Here is a 23,085-nt window from a genome sequence, read left to right as displayed (position 1 = left end):
ACGACGGTTGAGGGCAATTAGCAAATGCAGAATGAAGATAAACAAATTGATGTACGTTAAATACATCGATAAAACCGCAGGTAGATATTGGTCATTGCGGTATGTACGGGGCAAAGTGGGTGTGTAAACACCAATTAGGGACAAAACAAATTGAGTCAAGCGTTCAAGTAATTTGCTAATTTAACTGGAGTATTAATCAAATTTATCTTTTGAGACTCAGTTTCAGTCTAGAAAGTTTTGGATTCTAACCTTAGACTTGCAGCTAGAGATTAATTAAGCATTTCTCAGGATAAATAGCTAGTTTTGTTGCGAAGAATAAACTTTATCTAAAGAGTATTTTCTATTAGAAAAACATAAGTAGCTGCCAGAAAACGGCAATAAAAATCATGCGTAGAAATACTGAATCAGAGAGATGTCCCGCCAATAAGTTCAGTAGAACGACGATGGCTTAATAAGTATCATCTGAGGAAAATAATTACAGATTTAAAGAGATACGCAACTCCATTTTGCCAAAAAAGGAGTTACAACAAAGGAATTTTTATATGGCTGCAAGTGAGTCCTCTATGCAAATTGATGGTATGGAGTTATTACACTTATACCACCAAAATCCTTCTATTAAACTTCGTAATCAACTGGTACAGTTACATACTGGATTAGTCAGGAAGATGGCTCATAAATTTAGTCATCAATGTAATGAACCTTATGAAGATTTAGAACAAATAGGTTATTTTGGTTTAATTAGGGCGATTGAGCGTTTTGATCCCAGCCAGGGATATGCTTTTAGTTCCTTTGCTGTTCCGTATATTCGCGGTGAAATGCTGCATTTCTTGCGCGATCGCAGTACCCTGTTAAAAATTCCCCGTCGTTGGCAAGAATTATATAATGAGGGGCAGAAAGTCCGCAAAGAATTAGCAATCTCTTTAGGTCGTCCGCCCAAAGATACAGAAATTGCTAAAGAACTCAAAGTATCTGTGCAGGAATGGCAAGAAACTAAGTTAGCAGCCCAAAATCGGATGCCATTGAGTTTAGACGCGACGGCAGTTCATTATGTTGATTGCCAAATCACTTTGGGTGAAGCACTTCCTTGTCCCCGTTCCACAGCTTTGCAACAACAAAACGAAGAACGGCAACAATTGCAAGGGGCAATCAATATGCTAGACGACAAGCCCCGCCAAGCAGTGGAAATGGTATTCCTAAAAGAACTTTCTCGCAAGGATGCAGCTAAAAGTATTGGCACTAGCCCCATGACAGTTACCCGATACTTGCAAAAAGGCATTCAAGATTTAATTGTTTATTTGCAACCGCAAGCAGTCGCTACCGGTTCTTAATAGTGCTGACTTCAGAGTCCAGAAAGTAAAAAGAATAGCGTCTTTTGTGTGAGTGGCTTTTTACAGTCTAAATCATCTGTTCTCCGCATCTCTTCATTAAGAATTACAAATTTGGTATTATTTCTAATTCTAGGGAATACTAGGGAAACGTTTATCTCTCTAGTATTCTGCTATGCCTAAATTATTTGGTTATCTAAGCGTCTACTTTGTAATTAGCTGGTTTTGTCTAGTTTTAGGCTGGTCATTTCCTGCACAAGCAGCCATCTATCCCAGCCCTCAACTAGAACAGCAGGTTTTAGAAGTTCTTCGTAAACACCCAGAGGCAATCATTGAATCTGTCCAAGGATATCAGCAACAGCAGCAGCAGCAAATCAATCAATCAAGAGAAGTATTTTTACAGGATTTAAAAGTAAATCCACAAGCGATAATTGCCAATTCCCCAACAACGGGAACCATAGCCGCAAAAACCGTATTGATAGAATTTTCGGACTTTCAATGCCCCTATTGTGCTGAAGCCCATCAAAAGTTGCGAGATTTGTTATCTAAGCATCAACAGGATGTCACTTTAGTTTACAAACATTTTCCCTTACCTTCTCATGCTGAAGCTGTGCCAGCAGCAAAAGCCGCTTGGGCAGCAAATCAACAAGGTAAGTTTTGGCAGTATCATGATCAGCTATTCACCAATCAAAAACAACTAGGTGAGAGTTTATATATAGATGTCGCCAAAAAACTGAATCTAGATATGGATAAGTTTAACCGCGATCGCCTACTTGCTGATGCTGATATCAAGCAGGATATACAACTAGCCAAAACATTGGGAATTCCAGGCACACCATTTTTTGTCATGAATGGTCAAAATTACTCTGGTGCAATCCAAGTATCAGAGATTGAGAGTCAATTGGCTACTGCTAATTAGAAAATAGGGAGGGGATTTTAGATTGAACACCAATCTAAAATCCCACACTATTAATCTTCTAATTGCTGAGAGGGTATTTCCACGGCTGAGACATCGATTGTCCCTTCCGGTGCAAAGCGTTGAAAATGTCCTTTGTTGACTGTCAGTCCCTCTCCACAGTTAGGACATTGGGTTTGACTATTGTTTAAGCCAGCAAATTCATATCCACAGACAGGACATTGATCCGTTACTAGATTACGTTCCAACCACCAACGCAAGCCAAAAAACGCCACCACAGGTGCAAGCAATAGCAATCCAAAGAGAATAACTAAAGAATTTACTAACCAACCCAAACCCAAAGAAGCCAGCAACCAAGTAACTGCTAACACTGTTAGCAAGGGACGAAGATTCAAAAGATTCAGTTGAGAATTGTTAAGCCGCATTTTTAAATACTATCTATGCTCTTTATCTAGGATAACGAGTTTGGGGGGGAGTCAAGGGTCAATAGTCAATAGTCAATAGTCAATAGTCAATAGTTTTTTCCCTGCTACCTTGTCTCCTTTCTCCCAGTCCCCAGTCCCCAGTCCCCAATCCCCAATCCCCAGTCCTTCAAGATTCTAATAGCGATAAAAGTTGCCGTTGTAAAGCAGCTTGACCAAAATTAGCGATCGCTTGCTCTCTTAACCATTGTCCATGACAACGCTGATCTTCGCCTTGGAGAATTTCTATACAAGCTGCGGCTACGGCTTCGGGGTCGCGGTGAGGGACTTGCCAACCTACTTTCCCATCTTGGAGGGGGTCGGCAGACCCATCATTGTCACCGGATAATACTGGTATACCGCAAGCCATCGCTTCTAGATAAACTATGCCAAAACCTTCTTGTGAAGGCATGATGTAAGCATCGGCAAGGTGATAGTGGGCAATTAATTGTTCTGTAGGGACAAAACCAGCGAAAACTACGCGATCGCTGACTCCTAAATCTTGTGCCAATTGTGCTAATCTTGGCTGATCATCACCACGACCAATAACTAAATATTTGACCTCTGGGAAAGCCTGCAATATTTTCGGTAGGGCGCGAATTGTGACATCTACACCTTTGTAGATATCTCCTGACCATAATCGCGCTACGGTCATAATTACTTTGCTATCTGCTAAACCGTACTTAATTAATAGTTCTGCTGACTTGGCACCAGGGGTAAATTGATCACCATCAATAGCACAGGGTAACATTTTCACTTTGTGAGGCTCTATCCTATTAGCAGCACAGGCTTGATCACGACTATAGCGGCTAATTGTCCAAATGTCTTTTGCTACTGCTAAAGCCCGTTGTTCCCGTCTGGTGAGTGGATGCCAGACTTCTTTCCCATAGGTAAGGATGGTGTAAGGAATTCCTAATGGTTGACAGAGGGTTTGAATGAGTACAGCTAATCTGATGTGACCACAAAAAACTCTTTGGGGGCGTTTTTGCAATAAATATTTGAATAATGCCCCAGCCATTGTGACTCTACCCATTTGAGGCGATTTATTCTGAAAGTAATTAAACTTTAGGCGATCGCACTCAAACGGATTCAAACAATCAGGATTATCTCTCAATAAAAATACTTCGGCTTGATAACCTGCTTCTAAACCTAAATAAGCACGGAAAATATCTTTGACATAGGATTGTATTCCACCTTCTCGTGCAAAAATTTCTAGGAACACGAAAACATGGTTTGCTTGTTGATTGTTACTATCACCCAAATTCAAGTTATTAGTCATTAGTTATTAGTCTTCACCCTCTTTTCACTTTACTGAGAAGTATGAATTCTCACTAAGGGATTGAGTGATGACTTCAAAGTCATCACTTTTTTGTATATTATTATACTTTTAATTTAAAGAATTAGCTGGAAGATATTCTGGCTAGCCCAAGACATCGAAATAGGCATATAGCAGTTCACATATGAAGTAATTAACCGCCAATTATAACAGACTCCCTGTAGGGTCAAATAAGTTGACTTTACTATAAGCTAATATATTATTTAATACATAAGTACGGATAAATTGACAGTGTTAACTTACAGTCAATTTATCGTAAATTGCTTCCTGTTTCCAAAGGATCTTTGAGATACTTCAGTATCACTAGACAATTTCTCCCATCATCACTGCGTTCATAGACAACACTATCTGTCAGACGACGCAGCAAAAACCAACCATAGCCTCCTACTTGTAAAGTACCTGGTGCTGGTTCTGCGATCGCGTCTGGATTAAAGGGTTTACCATAATCCCAAATTCTGATTTCTAATTTGTCAACCCATAAACTGACTGCAATCTCTATGGTTGTATCAGGCGGTAAAGTGTGATGGGCGTGACGAACTGCATTGGTAAAACCCTCGGCTAAAGCCAAGTTGAGGCGATAAAGTTGAGTTTCTGACCAACCTAGTTGAAACAGGTGTTTGAGACAAAAGTCCTCAAACCACTGTTGAACTTGGTTGAGGAGTCTGAGTTCGCTTCTTACTTTTAGATGGTCTTGCTGCATAGTGCCAAGCATTGACCGTGGCTCGAATTTAATATGTAGGAGAATATTTGTAATCTAGAGTTCTTCAATCTATTTCAGGTTCTGAAATTGTTCACTAAAATTGACGCTTGTAAGTCGTTTTCAATAGTACATATATTAGAGAAATGAACGACCATTTTGTCGTAGTCACCTCAAGGGCGGCTTGTCATCAGACATCATAACTTTAGTTATGCACTATTGAAAACTACAAGCGTCAAAGAGTTTTGTTGCCTGACAGTTTCAGCTTAGAACAGTCCCAAGGTGAGGGATTTGTCTAAGGGTAACGCAGCACCAATACCTAACCAGAGAGTAACCAAAGTTCCAAACAAGAAAACTGTGGTTGCAACTGGACGGCGGAAGGGGTTTTGGAATTTGTTGACGCTCTCAATGAAGGGGATGAGAATCAGTCCCAGGGGTACAGCAGCCATTGCTAGCACTCCCAACAATTTGTTAGGGAGCGATCGCAAAATTTGGAATACAGGGTACAAGTACCACTCTGGTAAAATTTCCAGTGGTGTAGCGAAAGGATTAGCTGGTTCGCCTGTCATAGCAGGGTCTAATACTGCTAGAGCAACAATACAAGCGAATGAACCCATGATTACTACTGGGAATACATACAGTAGGTCATTAGGCCAAGCAGGTTCACCATAGTAGTTGTGACCCATGCCTTTGGCAAGTTTGGCTCTTAAATTAGGATCGCTCAGATCGGGTTTCTTTTGTATCGACATAGGAAGAATGCGCTCTCCTGCGAAAATTTCAGTTCAAGCTTTGAGGGTAAGCCATTTAGTCTCTAGACTAACTTTTCAGTAAACTAGCCTGTTTGTTGTGTTGTTGGGTAGCCTACCTCAAGTATGAATCACAAACACTTACCTTTAAGGAAACTTTAAATCACTAGTGAATTGACTAGTTTATTTTGCCTGTGGTGAGTGTTGTTGTCTGTTGACTTTGTGGCTATTAGCATTACAAGGGGCCGGAAATACCTTGTTTACGGATCATCAAGAAGTGGAACAGCATGAAGACCGCAATTAACCAGGGCAATACAAAGGTATGTGCGCTGTAGTAGCGTGTCAAGGTTGCTTGACCAACACTAGAACCACCACGCAGCAAGTCGGAGATGAGTACGCCGACTACGGGGATTGCTTCTGGTACACCACTAACAATTTTCACCGCCCAGTAACCAACTTGATCCCAAGGTAGGGAGTAGCCTGTAACGCCGAAGGAAACGGTGATCACAGCTAGAATGACACCGCTTACCCAGGTTAATTCGCGGGGCTTTTTGAAACCACCAGTCAGATACACCCGGAAGACATGCAGAATCATCATCAGCACCATCATGCTGGCAGACCAGCGATGGATGGAACGGATGAGCCAACCGAAATTCACCTCATTCATGATGTACTGTACTGAGGAGTAAGCTTCGGCCACTGTTGGCTTGTAGTAGAACGTCATGGCAAAGCCTGTGGCGAACTGGATTAAGAAGCAAACCAGGGTAATGCCACCTAGACAGTAAAAGATATTGACGTGGGGAGGGACGTACTTGCTGGTGACATCATCAGCGAGGGCCTGAATTTCCAGGCGTTCCTCAAACCAGTCGTAAACGTTGGCCATACAATCTCAAGTTCCTAAAAATCGGTTGCGGTTGATTCAATCTCCCAATTAGCAGTTTTGGGATTTTCTTTTAAGAGGATTTTGTTCGTTTGCTTCTGCACTGCGAGAGTGCTAAAAGTTTAGAAACTTAACACTCTGTAAATATGGAATATATTGCTTTCCCTTTGCAAGCCAACATCCATAATGATGGTTACAAAGTAGATTTTATCTTTTGTTGAGGTGGTTATTTGCATAGTTCCTGTAACAACTTGATGAGAACAATGCACCACTTCTATAAAAAAAGTAACATAATCGAGAGATAGATTTCATCAACAAGGGTTCAACTGGGTAATTCTACTAGGCATTTTGGGTTGAGGTGAAATTTGAAGATGGGGTTCATGCACAAACAGTTTTTTCGGTTGGGATTTGCTTTCTTGGTGGCTTTTGGTTTGGTGTTCAGCACACTCATCCCACCAGCCGACGCATTGACGGAGGAACAGAAATTAGTTTCAGAAGTTTGGCGCATTGTTAATCATGCTTATTTGGATGATACGTTTAATCATCAAAACTGGTCAGCTGTGCGGCAGAAGGCTTTAGAAAAGCCTCTCAAAGACCAAAAAGCTGCTTATGTCGCCATTCAGAATATGCTCAAGTCTCTTGATGATCCTTTTACAAGGTTTTTAGATCCTGAGCAGTACCGGAGTTTGCAGGTCAATACTTCAGGAGAATTGACTGGAGTGGGCTTACAAATTGCCCTTAACCCCGAAACTGGCAGACTAGAGGTGGTATCCCCTATTGAGGGTTCACCAGCCGATAAGGCGGGAATTAGACCCCGCGATCGCATTCTCAAAATTGAAGGGACTTCCACAGACAATTTAACTCTAGACGAAGCCGCCGCCAGAATGCGCGGCCCGATTGGTAGTTCGGTCACACTGTTAATTGAGCGAGAAGGCGATGGCGAGAGGGAAGTTAGAATTATGCGCGATCGCATTGCTCTTAATCCCGTTGTGGCTGAATTACGCTCATCTCCTCAAGGTAAGTCTATCGGCTATTTACGCCTAACACAGTTCAATGCCAACGCTTCTACAGAGTTGACGCACGCCATTACTAGTCTAGAAAAAAAAGGCGCAGATGCCTACATTTTAGATTTACGCAATAATCCCGGCGGTTTACTACAAGCAGGCATTGAAATTGCCCGATTGTGGTTAGATGCCGGCACCATCGTTTACACAGTCAACCGCCAAGGTATCCAAGGCAGTTTTGATGCTTTTGGCCCAGCTTTAACTAAAGATCCTCTAGTTATTTTAGTCAATCAGGGGACAGCCAGTGCCAGCGAAATTTTAGCCGGCGCACTGCAAGATAATCATCGTGCCACATTAGTGGGTGAAACTACCTTCGGCAAAGGTTTAATTCAATCTTTATTTGAACTTTCCGATGGTTCTGGTCTTGCTGTTACCATTGCCAAATATGAAACCCCTAATCATCGAGACATTAATAAATTAGGCATTAAACCAGATCAAGTCATATCCCAACCGCCCCTCAACCGCGATCAAATCGGCTCTAAAGTTGATTTGCAATATCAAGCAGCCGTGGAAATGTTGAGTAAAAATGCTGTGGTAGCGGGTGTAGAGGCGAGAGGATAGGGACTGGGGATTGGGGATTGGGAAGATGGGGAAGTGTGGGGAGTGTGGGGAGAGAGGGGGGAAAGATTTCTTCCCACACCTCCCACACCTCCCGCACCTCCCACACCTCCTGCTTGCCCCATGACCCATGCCCTAAAACACTGATAAATCAATTGCGGTTAGGTGTTGGTAAGCTTGGTCTATAATTCTTTGTCCCCGTAAGAATCCGGTGTTGGCTCCAGGACAAATGTACTGGAGTGTTTCTGGTGTAAAGATTTGTATAAGTTTTTGCAGGCTCTTAATTTGTCTTCGCCAATGAAATGTTTTTGAGGTTCGCATTGGCACTGGTTCACCTTGCAGGTTAGGAACCAGGTGACGACCGGAAAACAGCACGCCTCCGTAGTTGTTATAGTAGAGGCAAGATGAACCAGGGGAGTGTCCTGGTGTCCAAATTAATTGGGTTGTAGCATCTAAGGTCAGTTCTTGAGTAAAAGTAGTAACTGTTAATCCTGGTAGTAAATAGGCTTCTTGTTCTTGAATGATGACCTCACAACCAAAATGTTGCTGAATTTCTGAAGTTTTGCCGATAGCACCACGATGGGTGATAAATAACCATTTCACGCCACCGTGCGATCGCAAAAAATCTTGACTTACTTCGTCTAATGATGGGCAATCTATGAGGATATTGCCTTCATTTCCTACAATGAAATAAGATGTTCCCCCTAGTGTGTCCCGATTTGGTGGAAAAGCAAAAATATTGTCTAGGACAAACCTTGGGGATTTAGTTGTAGGGCTTGGTGGTTGAGGTACGGGGGACATGAGCAAATGTGGGGAGTAGGGACTAAGTTAAATTCAACAGGTAAAAAGCTGAGACAATAAAAGTTCTTTCTTTTTACTTTTGTACTTTTACTGTTGCCTTCTGTTAGCAGGCTGTTTTTTCTCAATTAATGAAAAGCAAATGACATTTTGGTTTCTCTTCCTACTGGGATTAGCTACTTATCTCATGGTGCAGCGTAGTGTTGTCAATATCACCCGCACACCAATTTGGTTGCTATGGTTGGTATTAATGACACCTGCATTATTATTAAGTGGTTGGACTTTAGTGTATGGGGTCAAACAACCTCCACCACCATCACTGATTATCTGGCCGGCAATCATCTGCCTTTTGTTATACTGGCTGTTGTTTCAGTGGGGACGGCAACCACCAAGGGATCAACAAACCCAAACCACAAACCAAACCCCAGAATCACAATCGGCTATCCATCCTACCGCAGAACAAGCACCTGTGCGTCCCATTGAACCTACGGAAGAAACCCAACTCAGAAATTGCTTTCCCTGGTCTATTTACTACATTCAGAACATTGAGTATAGACCCCAAGCAATTATCTGTCGTGGTCAGTTGAGAACAACGCCTATTCAAGCCTATCAGCAGATTAGAGCCAATATCGAAGCACAATTTGGCGATCGCTTTTTGATTATCTTTCAAGAAGGTTTTAACGGTAAGCCTTTCTTTGTGTTAGTTCCTAATACGCAAGCCGCAAGAGCTGGAAGCACTAACAAGCAAGAACAATTAACCAGGCCTGGATTAGCATTGTTGCTAGTTTTAGCTACTTTAGTCACTACCTCATGGGTGGGTCTGAACATTGCTGATATTAGTCCTAAAACTTTATCATCAAACCCACTGCTTTTTTTACAAGGATTACCCTATGCTTTAGCTTTGATGACTATTTTGGGTATCCACGAATTAGGACATTATCTAACTGCTAGATTCTACAAAATTCGCTCTACACTGCCTTACTTTATACCTATGCCCTTTTTCTTGGGAACTTTTGGGGCATTTATTCAAATGAAGAGTCCTATTCCCAACCGCAAGGCTTTATTTGATGTCAGTATTGCTGGGCCACTTGCTGGTTTTCTGGCGACATTGCCTTTAGTGATGTGGGGTTTAGCACACTCAGATATTGTGCCTTTAAATGACAAAACCAGTATTTTGAACCCCGATGCCCTCAACCCAAAATACTCCATTCTTATAGCAATACTCGCTAAAATCGCTCTAGGCAGCGCATTAACGGCAAAATCGGCTATTGATTTACATCCTGTAGCAGTGGCGGGTTTTCTAGGGTTAATCGTCACAGCTTTGAATTTGATGCCTGTGGGACAGCTTGATGGCGGGCATATTGTCCATGCTATGTTCGGACAACGCACAGCCATGTTAATTGGTCAAATTGCCCGTTTGTTATTACTCATGCTGTCCTTAGTGCAAGCAGAATTTTTTGTCTGGGCAATTATTCTTTTGTTCATCCCCTTAATTGATGAACCTGCTTTAGATGATGTCACTGAACTAGATAATAAACGTGACATTCTCGGTTTACTGGCAATGGCTTTATTGGTGGTAATTATACTGCCCATGCCCCAGGCGATCGCTAATTTATTACAAATTTAGCAACACAAAGGGATGAAGTAGAATGGTGTCAATATTTGTAGTTACAGTGGGCAGGAGTTAGGGAGGAAGAGGGCTTTAGCTGAGTAACAAACAAGTTCAATCGATATTTCCTCCCCTGTCTCCTCTATCTTTTAACTTGCTGATTTAGCCACTTCGGAAGTTGTCTTCGCTGGCGCACCACCACCCATGCGAATCTCAGAAGTAAAGGCAGCCATACTAAATCCACTAGCATCCTTAAAGACACTAACTCGCATCCGTAAATTGGGACTAGCAAACCACAAACGTTCTTCTGAATGGACTTTTGCGGATTCTGTGGTTATCGTCAATGCTTCATCAGTGCCAATTTTATACCTGCCGATAGTTAGTTCTTGTTGAGCATTTCCCTTTGCTTGCAGTAATCTGCCTTCATAGGGATTATCTTCATCCGGCACACAAGCTAATAAAGTAGACGCTGGTTTTTCTCTCTCCGATTTTATCGGGTCTTTCCAGGTAATAGTTGCTGCACAGACAGCCGCACTAGGAGAAATTTCGTATTGTTGACAAAGTTTGATCACCTCTGGATGATCTGCTGCTATTGTCTCAATAATCAGGTTGGATTTACCGTCTTCCGATGGCTTCACATCTAAACTGTGACTGCTGCGATGGGAAAACCATTTTCCAGCACTCAACTCAAAAAATTCTTCAATATTCATAATTAAAATTACCCTGCATCAAAATACGAAAATCCCACTTCTTATTATTAAAAAGCAGCTGGGGTTTTAATATTAAACTTGATTACCACTTTGCTCAAGTCTGTTAAGACCGATTCTCGCAGCTTCCGCCACGTTGGGATGACTATCTTTGGTTAAATATTTCAAAGCTGAGATACTTTTAGCAGTAGGCAGATTGCCTAAAGATTCTGCTAACCTTTGTCTGATTAACCAATCATCAGATTGAGCAAAGCGCAGCAGATGATCTACTGACTCAACATCTTTGATTTCTCCCAAGGCTGAGATTGCTGCTTCTTGCAAAACCATTTCTGAACTATCTAAAGCTTGAATCAAGATGTTGCGCGCCCGTGGATCTTTGAGATTACCAAGAGAAACAGCCGCACTAAAGCGCACTAACCAATCAGTATCTTCATAAAAAGCCCTAGATAGGATCTCAAAAGCCCTGATATCACCTAAATAGCCCAAAGCCCCAGCCGCATCCGCACGCATTCCATAATCTGGGTCATTTTGGAGAATATTGATTAAAATTTCATAGCATTCAGTTGTTTGCTTGATACCCAGAGCAAAAATTGCCATAGATCGCAGTTGTAAAGATTCATCATCCAACACTTTTTTAATCAGAGGCACAGCATCTTCAGCAGGTACATCCCGCAAATTAGCTAAGGCTACCATGCGATCGCGCAAATTCGGACTTTCTAGCTGAGAAGAAATTTCCTGCAAGTGTGGAACAGTCATTGTAGTAATCAGCGAATTCTTAATCTATCTTTACTTTACTTTACTCAAGCTCTCATGTGGGGCATTGGGAATTGGGAATGGGAAGGTAGACAAGGTAGCCGGAGAGAAAAAACCAATGACTATTGACTAATGACTAATGACTATTGACTAATCCTGTATCTGACTTAGCAAAGATAATTAACAGTCGGTTGTTCCTCTAGGATGACGAGAACAAGGAGTTGATTGGCGAATGTAGGTGGAAGATACACACACACCGAATACCTTGGTGTTCACATCCCAGGAGAAAACCTATGGTTCAACTAACTGAACGTCCTGTCTCCAGAATCACCAACTTACAAGAAAAATTCGTTTACGAAATTTGTGCTATGTACGACGCTGAACAACGCTTTTGGGAAGCACAACAGATGATGTTACAGTGTTGTCAAAATGGTCAGTTAAAGTCTTTGATCGAGACTCACATTCGGGAAACAGAACAACAAATTCAAAATCTAGAACAGGTGTTCAATACTTTGGGACAACAACCTAAGCGAATCACCTGTGATGCGGCTGCGGGTTTAGTCAGTGATGGTCAAAAATTCATGCTGCTAGCTGCGGAAAATCAGAAAATCCTCACTTTGGGATTAGCCGGATCTCAAGCCAAGGTAGAACAACTAGAAATTGCTTGCTACCGTGGTTTGATTCAAGTAGCTGAACAGATAGGAAAACAAGACGCTGTGAAATTACTACAGCAAAACTTGCAGCAGGAAGAACAAACAGCGAAAAAACTAGAACAGCATATGCCAGAGTTACTTAAGGAGTGTAAGTAGTCAACTGAGCTAAATTTCTATAGTCTCAGTGGGAATTTGGAGAACCCATAGCTAAAAGAAAGCGAGGTTAAGACAACCTCGCTTGCGTTTTATTGTTAGTCTCGCGATGAGATTGGGAATGAGTGCGATTTGCTTGAGCTTCTAGCCATCCATCTAGACAATACTCCGCCCAACAAAAGCAATATTCGTTCCAGCAAAAATCACATAATTTCCCACCAGAGAAGGAATCGCCGCCATTTTTCTGTGTGAGACAGTAACGAGGGCATGGGAAGTAATCAGTCATTGCTTCCTCTATCAGAAAATTACTACGCTAGTCGTCAATTTTGTCAGATCCCCAAAAAATTACCAATCCCAGTTAAGTGCCTATATGGATTGATTACCTATTTTTTTGGTGTTAGCCTACTATAATCGGCAACTCTAACGGATACCCGAAGTATATAGTAAATTTTATTTTTGCTTGATTACCGAATTATTTAATTGACATAAATGTAATATTTTTAACTAAAACTCTCAATATATTACAGTTATAGTATCAACACATAATGATTTATTCAGTGTTTTTACATACAAACTCTTTTTAAGAACTTCATCAATTGCAGTAAAGATAGTGAATGTAGATGAATATTTCACTATCTTCTTTTTCTGAATTCAGTAATGACAAATCTCTTTTAAGTAGTTAAACTTTACTTCATAAAGAGATTACCGAAAGGTAAAGAGCTGAAGTTGTAAGACACCAAATTTTTAAATAGGTTTAGAGTTCAGTATTCCACTTAAACTAACCGTAGAGTTCCCCTACGGTTTTTTTATTGTCAATTTATCTAGGCTAAAACAGAATATAGAAAGTTGGACACAATTAAATTTTAACCTGATCACTTTCATCGTCTTATTTACTAAGATAGGTTGATAAATTTTCAATTTCAGGAATCTTGCCCTTATCGATGAATATCAGTAAAATTTCGGAAAGCAGATTTACTTATTCTCTTCACTTTAAAAATTTTATCATTGATTTTTGAGATTTTTCTGAGTAAATATCATTGCTTCTATGAGATTTCCACATTAATTATGTAAGCATCTTACGTAAGTAATTAAGTAAATTTAATAATTTTAGATTAAAGACTATTTTTCTAATTGATAAAAATACTAATTATTTGTATTGATTATTGTATCTTTATGTAAAGATTTTCCAGTGGTTTTACCACAGCTAAAACAATACTTTATGAATAAAAATAAAGTATGAGTTTACAAAATATTAATTATGAGATTAACAAAAATTGGTGGTCTTGTTGCTCTTATTTCACTAACATTTAGTAGTGTGGCATTGGCTGAAACTACAAAAAATAATTTTTATCTCCAAGTAGGATCTAATAGGAATGGTGATCCTATTGTTTTGGATTTATCATCTGTGCAAGGGACTGAATATACTCTGTTAGAACAACAGGGTAATAGTATAGTCAGAAGAACATTAAGAGCAGCTTGTGGTCAAGGTAAGTTATTTTCTAAAAAATTGGCTATCTATGAGGCTAATGGCAATTTGGCTAGAGTTGATAGAACAGAACAAGAAATCTTTCCCAAACCCAGGAGTGCTGATGCTAACTCTATGGAAATTGTTTGTCGAGTAGCAACAAATAGGACAAAATAGTTACTCTTGAGGCATCTAAATTTTTTATTGACAGAATAAATAGATGATGACTGTTTCAGAAACATTTGCAACGTTTTAACAGTCTAGAAATTGCAAATTCTGCAAAAATTCTGCAATGTATTCTGCTAACCAGGGAATTCCCGGACTACCTGATTTAACACATCCCACAGAACTAATTCAAATTGGTTCTCAATTACTTCCAGCTTTTTTATTTTTAGTATTTTTAATCATAGCTTTGGGAGTAGCGATCGCACTCATCAGTTTTGCGTTACGCGCCCATCCCTTAGACCAAAAAATGGTCGTTGGAGAATGGACTATTCATTACTCCAAGCTGTTATGGGGTCTGCAACATTTAACTCTAGTTCTAATATTGTTAGTTGCAGGGTTTTTTCTGTGTTCTACTTTGAGCAATCGTTATCACCATTGGGAACAGGCTAAGGTTGCTCAAGTTGCTCAAAGTGTAGCTGGAGATAAACTAGAGCAAATAGTCCCGCAAGTGCGCTATGTGACACAAGAGCCATTTACCTATACGACTCAGGTAGATGGCAAAATAGTTAAAGTCAACGACAAAAGAGAAGTAAACCGTTTACTTTCCCTTGCTGGTTCACAAGTCCAAGTGAAATTAGATCAAAGCACAGATGTTCAAAACCGCAGTGCAGTTTATCGTGTAGATTACAGTGCGGAATATAAAGTAGTTAACCGCCTCAATAATATTGATAAGTTCTTTTTTGAAGCACAGCCACCCATTGGCTATTCCCTACTTTCTAACTATAAAGTAGAGCGCGATCGCACCCGACTAGAATCTGTCGAACCAGGAAACTATAGTTTTGCTTTTCAGTTACCACCAGGGGAAGAAACCAGCTTTCGTGTGACTTATCAAGCACAAGGGGGGCCACGTTGGGTTTATAACGCCACCGGACAGTTACTTTCTAACTTTCGTTTGACAGCAACCGCTAACTTTGCTGGTGCTGACTTTGCTAGCGGGATTATCCCCAGTGAGACTAAAGCTGATGGTCGTAGCACTCAGTTTACTTGGATATTTGACGATAATGTGTCTGTAAAAAATCCCTTTGGTGTGTTCACCAACACTGACCCCATCCGTCAAACAGGAATTCTTCCCAGGCTGTTGTTACTAGCACCAGCTTTATTTTTATGGTGGATATTGCTGCTGTATTTATCTATCCCCATCAGTTTGAGAAATGTAGCGATCGCTGCTAGTATTTTCTTTGCTTGTCTGTTGACTTTAACCTATCTCAGCCGATTCATGAATCCTGTATTTGCTTGGACTATGTTGTCCGCAATATTACTGATGTTATCTTGGGGTTTAGGTTATAGTCGCAGTGCTTCCCTCGCTGCCATTATCTGTACTATCACAGGTGCAATCTTACCAGTATTGGGTTTATTAGTTCCCTTTAGTGGTCTAACTTTAAGCATCGCGGGTTTATTATCCGTAATTTGGTTAGCAGTGCGCCATTGGTACGGCTGGTATAAATTACAGCCCAATGATCAATAATTTTTATATAGAGGGAACGAGGAACAAAATCTTAAATTTTGAATTTTGAATTTTGAATTTTGAATTTTGAATTGATTCGTCCCCAATCCCCAATATATTTACCTTTGATTTTTAAGCGGTTTGCGGATAGGACTTTGCCAAGTAATTGTTTGCTTGGCTGAACGTTCTCCCAGGGAACGAGTTGCGACAACTTCAATATCTACGTTGACACCAGGGCGTAAATTTTCCCGTTTGATGTTCAATTTACCCAAAGCTAGGGTAAAGCGGTTGTAATCACGAGTGACGAGGTTAGCAGGAATTTCACCTTCATACTGGGTTTGATAGTCGCCAAATCCAGCGTTATTGTCTTTAACCCGAAATTTCACCCGAAATTGAGTGTTAATGACATCAGACTTAGCTGCCAAATCTACTATTTTTAAATTCAAGTTTTCCCCTGCATCAGCAAATTCTGCTACGGCTAATCTGGTGACATCTTTTCTGGGGATGAGGTGGTTAACAGTAAATTTAGTAGAGTTAGCCTCATTACTGCTACTACCTGCAACCCATAAATCATCAGGAAATTCAACTTCTACTTGTTTATTGTCATTGAGGCTAACTTTAACTTTTTCATTGCCAAAGCTGCTGATGGGTTGTCTTTCTTGCCAAACTAATTGAAAAACAGTTTCTAAGCGTTCCTCAAATTCCCGATATTCATCAGCAATTATTGAACCAGGTGCTAAAAGAGATGCTGCACCTTGATGGAGTTTCCACTTGTGTTTGGAAAGGTTAATTTGTTTACTACCAAGTTCAGATATTGGTAGGGTGACGCTAGGGATTTCCTCAGGTAAGGTTTGTTGGCTTTTAACAATACTCAAAACGCCTAACTTGCCTTTTTTCCCATCACTACCATCGCTACCATTGTAGCCATCCCTACCACTCTTACATGTATAGGTTTTCTTTGTACATTTATAATCAGGAGTTCCAGGTTTTCCTGTGCAGGTTTCTCTCTCCCAACTACTCCTACGACATCGACAACCATTGACACCACGACCACCCCGACCCCCACGTCCAGGGTCGCCAGGGTTAGCACGCACAAGTATTTTCTGTAAATCTGCTAAATTTGTGTAGTAAACGGTGAGATTTCCCCCATTGCCACCGTCTCCTCCCCTCCCACCATTTCCACCATTCGCACCGTCTGGTGCTTTGATATCATTGTTAGGATTACGTTCAGAGTGGCGACATTTAGGCCGAGAACCACTCCCCCCATCTTCTCCATCTTCCCCATCTTGACCTGATAGATCAAAACTGACAGATGAACCATCAGCTACAAAAGTTTTATTTTCACCGTCACGGCCATTTCTACCATGTCGTCCACTAGCACCGCTATAACTACCTTGGTTGGTGTAGAGATCATCATCGTATCGTTCATTAGCTGTGGCGGCACAGAAAACTGAGCTAGAAGCAGGTAACAAACCGCTAAATAAAAAGAAGATTAAAATTAGCGGTAGCTTACTCCTCAATAACTTGTTCATTACCGAAAATCTCAAGGTTTTGACTGAAAAGACACTTTTTACCTCTTCTAAAAACACAAAATAACCCCAGTTTTTCGGAAAAAACCAGGGTTATTGTTGTGGAGTTAAGATTTAGATTAATTAACGTGCTGCACCTTGAGCAGAAGCAGCGTCAATAGGCTTCATCAAGTACAGCTTGAGTAACTGCCAACCACTGGAGATGAGGATTGGTAGTTTTTGGAAGAATTGCAGGAATTTAGGAGTATTAGAGTTAGCGATCGCACTCAGTTTTTCGTTATTCTTGACACAGATGTCCAAACGCTCATAAAACTCTGGACTATCTACATCGAGAATTACAGGGAAAACTCTACCTGCTGTTTCGTTGGTCTTCTTAATGACATAGATGTCATATTCCCGCGCATCTAAACCAATAGAAGCGTAGAAATCTTGACGCTGAATGTCATTGAGATACATTGTGACAAATACTGACAACAGGAAGAAGCGACTCCACAGTTTCGCTTTCCAGTCGTTGAGCATTTGTGGCTGAGATTTCATAATGGCATCAAAGAAATCACCGTGACGGTTTTCATCCTGACACCAGTTTTCAAAGAACCGGAAAATAGGATAAATCCGGTCTTCTGGATGTGCTTCTAAATGACGATAAATGGTGATGTAACGCCAGTAACCAATCTTCTCAGACAGATAGGTGGCGTAGAAAATAAATTTTGGTTTAAAGAAGGTGTAATTGCGGCTCTTAGTTAAAAACCCTAAGTCCAAAGACAGGTTAAAGTCTGACATTGCCTTGTTCAAAAAGCCAGCATGACGCGCTTCATCCCGCGACATCAGGTTAAAGCATTCTGCTAAAACTGGGCTTTTATCTTTTAAACGGCGACCGAGTTCTTTGTAGAGCAGAAAGCCGGAAAATTCTGCTGTACAAGACCGTTCTAGAAATTCCACGAACAAGCGGCGAGTGTCCCCGTCAATGTGATCCCAGGATTGTTCAAACTCGGCATCCCGTACAAAGTGATGACGGTTATAGTCAGCACGGAATTCTTCGAGAATGGCTCTCAACTCGTCTTCATTGACAGAGATGTCCATCCGTGCCATCTCATCAAAATCGGTGGTGTAAAACCGAGGTGTTAACAGAGTTTCCTTTGCCGGGACTTTAATCCCTGGCCGCATTTCTTCAAAGCCTGGCTTCTTTAGGGAATCTACCATGTCCTAATTGCAATGAGTGTTTTTATTATCTTGACTACAACCTGGAGAACTAAAGCAGATGCTCTCACAAGGCACAACAGCCGACAATAATGAATTTGTATAAATCTCAGTCTACCAAGATGTAGAGGTAAACTGGTAGGCAAAACGTTAAGAGTTGCAACAATAGTTCAAGATTTACCGAATTTAGTAAGCAATATGGGGCATTGGGAATAGGTCAGGGGGCAGGGGGCAGAGGGAGCAGAGGAGAAAAAAATAACTAATAACTAATGACTAATGACTATTGGTTAAAATTTTGAGATAAAGCTATAAAAGCGATATGGCAAGCTAATGAGTGATCATTTTAATAAGCTGCAACTGGGCTGGGAGCGATTACAAAAAGCTGATAATGACTCAGAGTTATTGGGTTACGCCCTAGTTAGTTTTCATGGCGCGCTAGAAGATTATTTTCGTTACTGGTTAGCAAATAACAATTATCTTGATTTGGCACAACGGGAAAGGGTGCAGAACCCCCAACAAGTGCAATGGCAAGAGTTGCTTGAACTCACGCAACATTATCGTGGTTTGAGTGCAGATGATTACCGTCACATTCTCCACGCTAACAGATTGAGTCAAGAAATAGCTCACGGTAATCGTTTTCAAGGTAAACGTACTGATGTGGAGGTCTATGGACAGTTTGTACAACAAATGATTAATAGTCCAAGTGTAGCAAAACCTCCTTTGTTTAATAGTTACGTACCACCCAATACGTATCAGGGTGGTTCGGAAATATCGAAAATAATTAATACATTAAGCACTGAGATTATTAATATAGACCGTCAGATTAACCCTACTGGTAATAATCGGTTGCCGATTTCTTATATCTTGTGTGGTTTGGGGTTTATCTTCCCCGTAGGAGGCTTACACCGTATCTATAACGGTAAGTTTGGTACTGGCTTTTTATGGTTGTTTACTTTTGGATTATTTTACGTCGGGCAGTTTGTAGATTTGTTTTTGATACCTGGAATGGTAGAAGAATACAAACACAATTTGCGTAGTCAAGCTGGTATTTCTTCCTTTGGTGTACCACTTAATCCCCCAGTAGTTGCAACCCAAGTTCATGTTCCAAAGGGTAATGATTTGATGATTAGACTCATTGAGGTAGCAGAAAGTAGGGGTGGTAGCTTAACTGTAACGCAAGGTGTCAAAGCTACAGGTGCTAGCTTTGCAGAAGTCGAAACCGCTTTGAAAGAAATGTTTAAATCTGGTTACGTAAAAATAGATAACGACCCGATTTCTGGAGCCGTTACCTACTACTTTCATGAATTGGATCAATAGTTGATAGTCAATAGTCAACAGTCAACAGTCAATAGTCAATATTAAGAAGACGGTTTCGGTGAAACTTGTTTCACGAGTCTTGTATGAAAGAGTGACTAGAGACTGGAAACTCTTGACTAGGTACTAGGTTTGTACTCAGCACCGACTAAACGCCCCGCTTCCGCTAACAGCACGGGCTAAACGCCCCGCTTCCGCTAACAGCACTCATTACTCAGCACTCATTACTCAGCACTCAGCACTGAATAACTGAGTTAATTTCTACCTAGCCACTTTTGACCGTTTAAGCGGTAGACTAACCGGGACACTAGCATATCCAGTGTGACTTTACGCTCATCGATTAAAAATGATTCTAAGGTACTAGGCTTTTTACCTTCGTTGCAGGAAAAACCTTTTTTTCCTTGGATATCTTCGTCGGGAAAGTATACATTAAACTGACGCTGGCCGTTTTGCCAACTACCAACTATTTGCCAGCATTCTTCAGCTGATTGCAATCCAGCAACGGGGAGCTTTTGCTTTTTAAAAGCTAATTGTAAATCTTTTACCCCTTCAGCTGCGATCGCTTTTTGCAATGCCGGTAAGTATTCTTGCTCCATGAACTCGACAAAGGGTTTGTCTTCTACTGCTGGAGCTTTTTCTTTCTTGGCGGCGGCGGGTTTAGCGGCGGCGGGTTTTTCTGTCTGAGTAGCAGCGTTGGGGTTGGTTTTGGGGTTCGCTGTTTTGGGGTCTGGAGCGTTAGCAGTAGGAATATCTGTCGCTACTGGTTCGCTAGTGCTGGGAGCGTTTGCTGCTGAGACAGTGGGTGCTTTTTGGTCAACAGTGCTGGGAATTTGATCTCCTGCCTGATTTTGATTGGTTTCGTCTGCCATTGCTTAGATCAATCCTTTATCTAGCTTTTCGAGCGTCGCTCACCTTTGTGTAGTAAGTTATTTTCATTTTGACATAGGAGAGATCAGGTAAGAAGGAAAAACCTAAAAAGTGAAAGGTACAAGAAACTGCTGAATTTATAGACAATTATCAATCCTTAAGAGTTAAAATTCTGATGTTATGTCTGTATCCTTCTACTGCGTTTTTAACATTTATCTATTATAAAAACATTAAATTAATCTTTTAGAGTAATTTTATATATTTGATATTCCTGAACATTTTTGGAGATTTAATTGCTTAAAAATCACTGAGATTTGTTCTTTTATCATGTTTTTATTTTCTGATACAGGAAGACTATTTAAAATAGATGAACTTCGATCATAAAAAATCTTAGCCTGAGAACAATCATTAAAATATACGTTAGCGATCGCTAGACTCCATAAAGCCATGTATTCACTTATCTGGTCTTGGTTTTTTTGTGCTAATGGTAATACCTGCTGCCCGTACTCGATAGCTAAATTAGGCTCCAATTTGGCAAAAGCGGCAAGCGACATATAAGCTAAGGCTTGAGTTTCTGAGCCTGATATCTTATGCTGACGAGCGACTTTTAAAAGTTGTTGAGCATAATTCATCGCTTGTTCATTTTTAGTACCCAGCATAATATTATACATAGAAAGATGCCTTAAGGCTGTAATTTCGCCAGTCACATCTTGATTTTTACGTGCATTAGCTAACTGCTTTTGAAAAAAAGCAATTCCATCATTTAAGTTATTAGGAGGTATGACAAACCCTACATTTTTCAGGAATAATTCTTCTAAATAATGCTGCTGTTGATGGCGATTTTTATCTAAATTAATCTGGGTTGCTAGCGGCCAAACTCTTCTCACTGCTTGACCAATAATATTTTTTCTGGTAACTAAACCCCAACAGCGACTATCATAACTCTCTTGACGGTTATCACCTAATACTAAATATGAGTTAGGTGGTAGAGTTTGGGGTTTAGACAAAAAGGGTGGTTGTTCAGCTGATGCACAAACATCAATATTTGTTACTTGTTTAGAATCAATATAACTTTCTGGAAGCAACTGATTGTTAATATATACTTTACCTTTTCTCAGTTCTACTTTTTCCCCAGGCAGAGCAATAATACGCTTGATAAACGGGTCTGTATAACCTTCTTTTGTTAAATTATCAGTAGGTTTAAAGATAATAATATCGCCTCGTTTGGGGAGTCCATTATCATAAACCGTCTTATCAATTAAGATAAAATCTGCTTGCCATTGCTGTGGACTACCTTGTAAGGTATTTGCCATTGAAGCTGCTGGAATCCATCTGATTTCAAATATTCCTCTTAATTTTTTAATGTTACTGCCATCAATAGATGCAATATTCTCTGTTGCTAGAGCTTCTGAATGAATTTGCTGTAATAGTTTTTTTGATTGAACTGGCAAGATTTCAGCTTTCGTCAGAGAAACGGCAGTCAGAATAATCAGACAAATCAGCAAAGTCTTATTAATTCGCATAGATTATATTTAGATAAATTTTATGGATTATCGACTGTTTTATAGTGTGACTTTCAGCGTCATTACATTTCTTAATATAATTATGTTAATTATTTCCCGACTGACTTGATAGGAAACTAGTATTAATTACTTATTTCCTTATTCAGCACAGTTGATAATTAAATGAGTCAAGGCATCAATCAAGCGATCGCTCTCCATTGGCATAATATCTTTACCGTGCATAATCTCTTGCGTCATCACAAAATGCACTAATGAGCCAATCAAAATTCTGGCGGTGGCTTCTGGGTCAGGAATATTCAGTTCAGAACGGGAAGCAAGATATTTACTAATAGTTTCTATAGCTGGTTTGGCAATACTACCAATAAACACCTGTGCTAACTCTGGAAATCGTGCTGACTCTCCCATCAACAAACGCTCAAATGATTGGTATTCAGGGTCATTGACCATTTGATTTAAAGCCGTTTTAGCTAGTCGTCGCAGCACTATATAAGGTTCTCCCTGTAAAGGCTGTGTACCCAAAATCGAATGAAACCGTTTGATCGCTAATTTCTCAATTAAGGCTCTAAATAGTCCCTCTTTATCCTGAAAATGACTGTAAACCGTGGCTTTAGAAACTCCCGCCGCCTCTGCAACTTTATCCATACTCGTAGCCGCATAGCCATGCGCCAAAAATTCCTGCATCGCTCCTTGCAGAATTTTTTCAATCTTTTCGGTAGAATTTGAGCGTTCTGTATCCCCAGCTTTTGGGCGTGCCATATATGATTCAATCCTTTGGAGTGGCGTAGCGACTTTATAAAATAGGCATCGCTTGACTAAACTAGTCAGTTTAGTATAATCATATTATAAGACTAAACCGTTTAGTTTT

21 protein-coding genes and 1 pseudogene are annotated in these 23,085 nt (G+C 40.4%); 8 read left to right on the top strand and 14 right to left on the bottom strand.

Features of this window, described 5'->3' with window-relative positions; all coding sequences use genetic code 11:
- Positions 1-542: 542 nt before the first annotated feature.
- Together CLI64_RS21850 and CLI64_RS21845 are read left to right on the top strand one after the other, a co-directional pair.
- Complete coding sequence (locus CLI64_RS21850) at positions 543-1,328, top strand: RNA polymerase sigma factor SigF (RefSeq protein WP_103139189.1); 786 nt, start codon at positions 543-545, stop codon at positions 1,326-1,328.
- A 172-nt stretch (positions 1,329-1,500) separates the two neighbouring features.
- The gene (locus CLI64_RS21845) at positions 1,501-2,244 is read left to right on the top strand and encodes a thioredoxin domain-containing protein (RefSeq protein ID WP_103139188.1); all 744 of its coding nucleotides are present in this window, start codon (positions 1,501-1,503) and stop codon (positions 2,242-2,244) included.
- A 50-nt stretch (positions 2,245-2,294) separates the two neighbouring features.
- Here CLI64_RS21845 and CLI64_RS21840 read toward each other — a convergent pair whose 3' ends face one another.
- From CLI64_RS21840 to petB, 5 genes are all read right to left on the bottom strand, one after another.
- Positions 2,295-2,666 (bottom strand): hypothetical protein, encoded by a 372-nt coding sequence (locus CLI64_RS21840; RefSeq protein WP_103139187.1) that lies wholly within the window; start codon positions 2,664-2,666, stop codon positions 2,295-2,297.
- A 166-nt stretch (positions 2,667-2,832) separates the two neighbouring features.
- A complete protein-coding gene (locus CLI64_RS21835) occupies positions 2,833-3,981 on the bottom strand; it encodes a glycosyltransferase family 4 protein (protein WP_103139186.1) in 1,149 nt (382 codons plus the stop codon).
- A gap of 307 nt (positions 3,982-4,288) precedes the next feature.
- Complete coding sequence (locus tag CLI64_RS21830) at positions 4,289-4,750, bottom strand: anti-sigma regulatory factor (protein ID WP_103139185.1); 462 nt, start codon at positions 4,748-4,750, stop codon at positions 4,289-4,291.
- Positions 4,751-5,001: 251 nt separating this feature from the next.
- Positions 5,002-5,484 carry a cytochrome b6-f complex subunit IV gene (gene petD / locus CLI64_RS21825; protein WP_103139184.1) on the bottom strand — a complete coding sequence of 161 codons (483 nt, stop codon included), beginning with the start codon at positions 5,482-5,484 and terminating at the stop codon, positions 5,002-5,004.
- 232 nt (positions 5,485-5,716) lie between these two features.
- On the bottom strand, positions 5,717-6,364 hold the full coding sequence (gene petB, locus CLI64_RS21820) for a cytochrome b6 (RefSeq protein ID WP_103139183.1): 648 nt from the start codon (positions 6,362-6,364) through the stop codon (positions 5,717-5,719).
- Positions 6,365-6,732: 368 nt separating this feature from the next.
- Between petB and ctpA the strand changes: the two genes are divergently transcribed.
- Entirely contained in the window at positions 6,733-7,986 is a 1,254-nt protein-coding gene (gene ctpA / locus CLI64_RS21815; RefSeq protein ID WP_103139182.1) for a carboxyl-terminal processing protease CtpA, read from the top strand.
- Positions 7,987-8,118: 132 nt separating this feature from the next.
- Here ctpA and CLI64_RS21810 read toward each other — a convergent pair whose 3' ends face one another.
- Complete coding sequence (locus CLI64_RS21810) at positions 8,119-8,784, bottom strand: MBL fold metallo-hydrolase (protein WP_103139181.1); 666 nt, start codon at positions 8,782-8,784, stop codon at positions 8,119-8,121.
- 139 nt (positions 8,785-8,923) lie between these two features.
- Here CLI64_RS21810 and CLI64_RS21805 point away from each other — a divergent pair, with 139 nt between their 5' ends.
- Positions 8,924-10,408, top strand: a complete 1,485-nt coding sequence (locus tag CLI64_RS21805) for a site-2 protease family protein (RefSeq protein ID WP_103139180.1) — start codon at positions 8,924-8,926, stop codon at positions 10,406-10,408.
- 131 nt (positions 10,409-10,539) lie between these two features.
- Here CLI64_RS21805 and CLI64_RS21800 read toward each other — a convergent pair whose 3' ends face one another.
- Entirely contained in the window at positions 10,540-11,100 is a 561-nt protein-coding gene (locus CLI64_RS21800) for a phycobiliprotein lyase (RefSeq protein ID WP_103139179.1), read from the bottom strand.
- 72 nt (positions 11,101-11,172) lie between these two features.
- Complete coding sequence (locus CLI64_RS21795) at positions 11,173-11,853, bottom strand: HEAT repeat domain-containing protein (protein WP_103139178.1); 681 nt, start codon at positions 11,851-11,853, stop codon at positions 11,173-11,175.
- 290 nt (positions 11,854-12,143) lie between these two features.
- Here CLI64_RS21795 and CLI64_RS21790 point away from each other — a divergent pair, with 290 nt between their 5' ends.
- Positions 12,144-12,659, top strand: coding sequence for a ferritin-like domain-containing protein (locus CLI64_RS21790; protein ID WP_103139177.1), 516 nt, complete (start codon positions 12,144-12,146; stop codon positions 12,657-12,659).
- Positions 12,660-12,726: 67 nt separating this feature from the next.
- Here the strand turns inward: CLI64_RS21790 and CLI64_RS30910 are convergent, their stop codons facing one another.
- Positions 12,727-12,942, bottom strand: coding sequence for a hypothetical protein (locus CLI64_RS30910; RefSeq protein WP_157943305.1), 216 nt, complete (start codon positions 12,940-12,942; stop codon positions 12,727-12,729).
- Between the two features lie 972 nt (positions 12,943-13,914).
- On the opposite strand from CLI64_RS30910, the gene CLI64_RS21785 reads away from it, so the two are divergent.
- Together CLI64_RS21785 and CLI64_RS21780 are read left to right on the top strand one after the other, a co-directional pair.
- Positions 13,915-14,298: a hypothetical protein gene (locus CLI64_RS21785; protein WP_103139176.1), complete on the top strand. Its 384-nt coding sequence runs from the start codon at positions 13,915-13,917 to the stop codon at positions 14,296-14,298.
- A gap of 115 nt (positions 14,299-14,413) precedes the next feature.
- Positions 14,414-15,811, top strand: a complete 1,398-nt coding sequence (locus CLI64_RS21780) for a hypothetical protein (protein WP_103139175.1) — start codon at positions 14,414-14,416, stop codon at positions 15,809-15,811.
- 98 nt (positions 15,812-15,909) lie between these two features.
- Here CLI64_RS21780 and CLI64_RS21775 read toward each other — a convergent pair whose 3' ends face one another.
- Positions 15,910-17,322 carry a hypothetical protein gene (locus CLI64_RS21775; RefSeq protein WP_103139174.1) on the bottom strand — a complete coding sequence of 471 codons (1,413 nt, stop codon included), beginning with the start codon at positions 17,320-17,322 and terminating at the stop codon, positions 15,910-15,912.
- A gap of 120 nt (positions 17,323-17,442) precedes the next feature.
- Positions 17,443-18,519: a magnesium-protoporphyrin IX monomethyl ester (oxidative) cyclase gene (gene acsF / locus CLI64_RS21770; RefSeq protein ID WP_103139173.1), complete on the bottom strand. Its 1,077-nt coding sequence runs from the start codon at positions 18,517-18,519 to the stop codon at positions 17,443-17,445.
- An 801-nt stretch (positions 18,520-19,320) separates the two neighbouring features.
- Between acsF and CLI64_RS21765 the strand changes: the two genes are divergently transcribed.
- Positions 19,321-19,833, top strand: a complete 513-nt coding sequence (locus CLI64_RS21765; RefSeq protein WP_103140827.1) for a TM2 domain-containing protein — start codon at positions 19,321-19,323, stop codon at positions 19,831-19,833.
- A 251-nt stretch (positions 19,834-20,084) separates the two neighbouring features.
- Here the strand turns inward: CLI64_RS21765 and CLI64_RS21760 are convergent, their stop codons facing one another.
- The 3 genes and pseudogenes from CLI64_RS21760 to CLI64_RS21750 form a co-directional block, all read right to left on the bottom strand.
- Positions 20,085-20,699 (bottom strand): DUF2996 domain-containing protein, encoded by a 615-nt coding sequence (locus CLI64_RS21760; protein WP_103139172.1) that lies wholly within the window; start codon positions 20,697-20,699, stop codon positions 20,085-20,087.
- Between the two features lie 837 nt (positions 20,700-21,536).
- Positions 21,537-22,043 (bottom strand): annotated as a pseudogene (lepB, locus tag CLI64_RS31675) (signal peptidase I); the annotation flags it as partial.
- A 315-nt stretch (positions 22,044-22,358) separates the two neighbouring features.
- Positions 22,359-22,976 (bottom strand): TetR/AcrR family transcriptional regulator, encoded by a 618-nt coding sequence (locus CLI64_RS21750; RefSeq protein WP_103139170.1) that lies wholly within the window; start codon positions 22,974-22,976, stop codon positions 22,359-22,361.
- Between the last annotated feature and the right edge of the window lie 109 nt (positions 22,977-23,085).

The sequence above is a fragment of the Nostoc sp. CENA543 genome (assembly GCF_002896875.1).
GTDB lineage: Bacteria > Cyanobacteriota > Cyanobacteriia > Cyanobacteriales > Nostocaceae > Trichormus.
This window is presented reverse-complemented; position numbering and strand designations above follow the sequence as displayed.

What these genes read in the sequence shown, in the direction of transcription:
- CLI64_RS21780 (WP_103139175.1), top strand. Translation starts at nt 14,414, where the DNA reads ATGTATTCTGCTAACCAGGGAATTCCCGGACTACCTGATTTAACACAT.
- CLI64_RS21750 (WP_103139170.1), bottom strand. Translation starts at nt 22,976, where the DNA reads ATGGCACGCCCAAAAGCTGGGGATACAGAACGCTCAAATTCTACCGAA.
- CLI64_RS21785 (WP_103139176.1), top strand. Translation starts at nt 13,915, where the DNA reads ATGAGATTAACAAAAATTGGTGGTCTTGTTGCTCTTATTTCACTAACA.
- CLI64_RS21835 (WP_103139186.1), bottom strand. Translation starts at nt 3,981, where the DNA reads ATGACTAATAACTTGAATTTGGGTGATAGTAACAATCAACAAGCAAAC.
- CLI64_RS21760 (WP_103139172.1), bottom strand. Translation starts at nt 20,699, where the DNA reads ATGGCAGACGAAACCAATCAAAATCAGGCAGGAGATCAAATTCCCAGC.
- petB (WP_103139183.1), bottom strand. Translation starts at nt 6,364, where the DNA reads ATGGCCAACGTTTACGACTGGTTTGAGGAACGCCTGGAAATTCAGGCC.
- CLI64_RS21775 (WP_103139174.1), bottom strand. Translation starts at nt 17,322, where the DNA reads ATGAACAAGTTATTGAGGAGTAAGCTACCGCTAATTTTAATCTTCTTT.
- CLI64_RS21830 (WP_103139185.1), bottom strand. Translation starts at nt 4,750, where the DNA reads ATGCTTGGCACTATGCAGCAAGACCATCTAAAAGTAAGAAGCGAACTC.
- acsF (WP_103139173.1), bottom strand. Translation starts at nt 18,519, where the DNA reads ATGGTAGATTCCCTAAAGAAGCCAGGCTTTGAAGAAATGCGGCCAGGG.
- CLI64_RS21790 (WP_103139177.1), top strand. Translation starts at nt 12,144, where the DNA reads ATGGTTCAACTAACTGAACGTCCTGTCTCCAGAATCACCAACTTACAA.
- CLI64_RS21795 (WP_103139178.1), bottom strand. Translation starts at nt 11,853, where the DNA reads ATGACTGTTCCACACTTGCAGGAAATTTCTTCTCAGCTAGAAAGTCCG.
- CLI64_RS21840 (WP_103139187.1), bottom strand. Translation starts at nt 2,666, where the DNA reads ATGCGGCTTAACAATTCTCAACTGAATCTTTTGAATCTTCGTCCCTTG.
- CLI64_RS21845 (WP_103139188.1), top strand. Translation starts at nt 1,501, where the DNA reads ATGCCTAAATTATTTGGTTATCTAAGCGTCTACTTTGTAATTAGCTGG.
- CLI64_RS30910 (WP_157943305.1), bottom strand. Translation starts at nt 12,942, where the DNA reads ATGACTGATTACTTCCCATGCCCTCGTTACTGTCTCACACAGAAAAAT.
- CLI64_RS21850 (WP_103139189.1), top strand. Translation starts at nt 543, where the DNA reads ATGGCTGCAAGTGAGTCCTCTATGCAAATTGATGGTATGGAGTTATTA.
- CLI64_RS21810 (WP_103139181.1), bottom strand. Translation starts at nt 8,784, where the DNA reads ATGTCCCCCGTACCTCAACCACCAAGCCCTACAACTAAATCCCCAAGG.
- petD (WP_103139184.1), bottom strand. Translation starts at nt 5,484, where the DNA reads ATGTCGATACAAAAGAAACCCGATCTGAGCGATCCTAATTTAAGAGCC.
- ctpA (WP_103139182.1), top strand. Translation starts at nt 6,733, where the DNA reads ATGGGGTTCATGCACAAACAGTTTTTTCGGTTGGGATTTGCTTTCTTG.
- CLI64_RS21805 (WP_103139180.1), top strand. Translation starts at nt 8,924, where the DNA reads ATGACATTTTGGTTTCTCTTCCTACTGGGATTAGCTACTTATCTCATG.
- CLI64_RS21800 (WP_103139179.1), bottom strand. Translation starts at nt 11,100, where the DNA reads ATGAATATTGAAGAATTTTTTGAGTTGAGTGCTGGAAAATGGTTTTCC.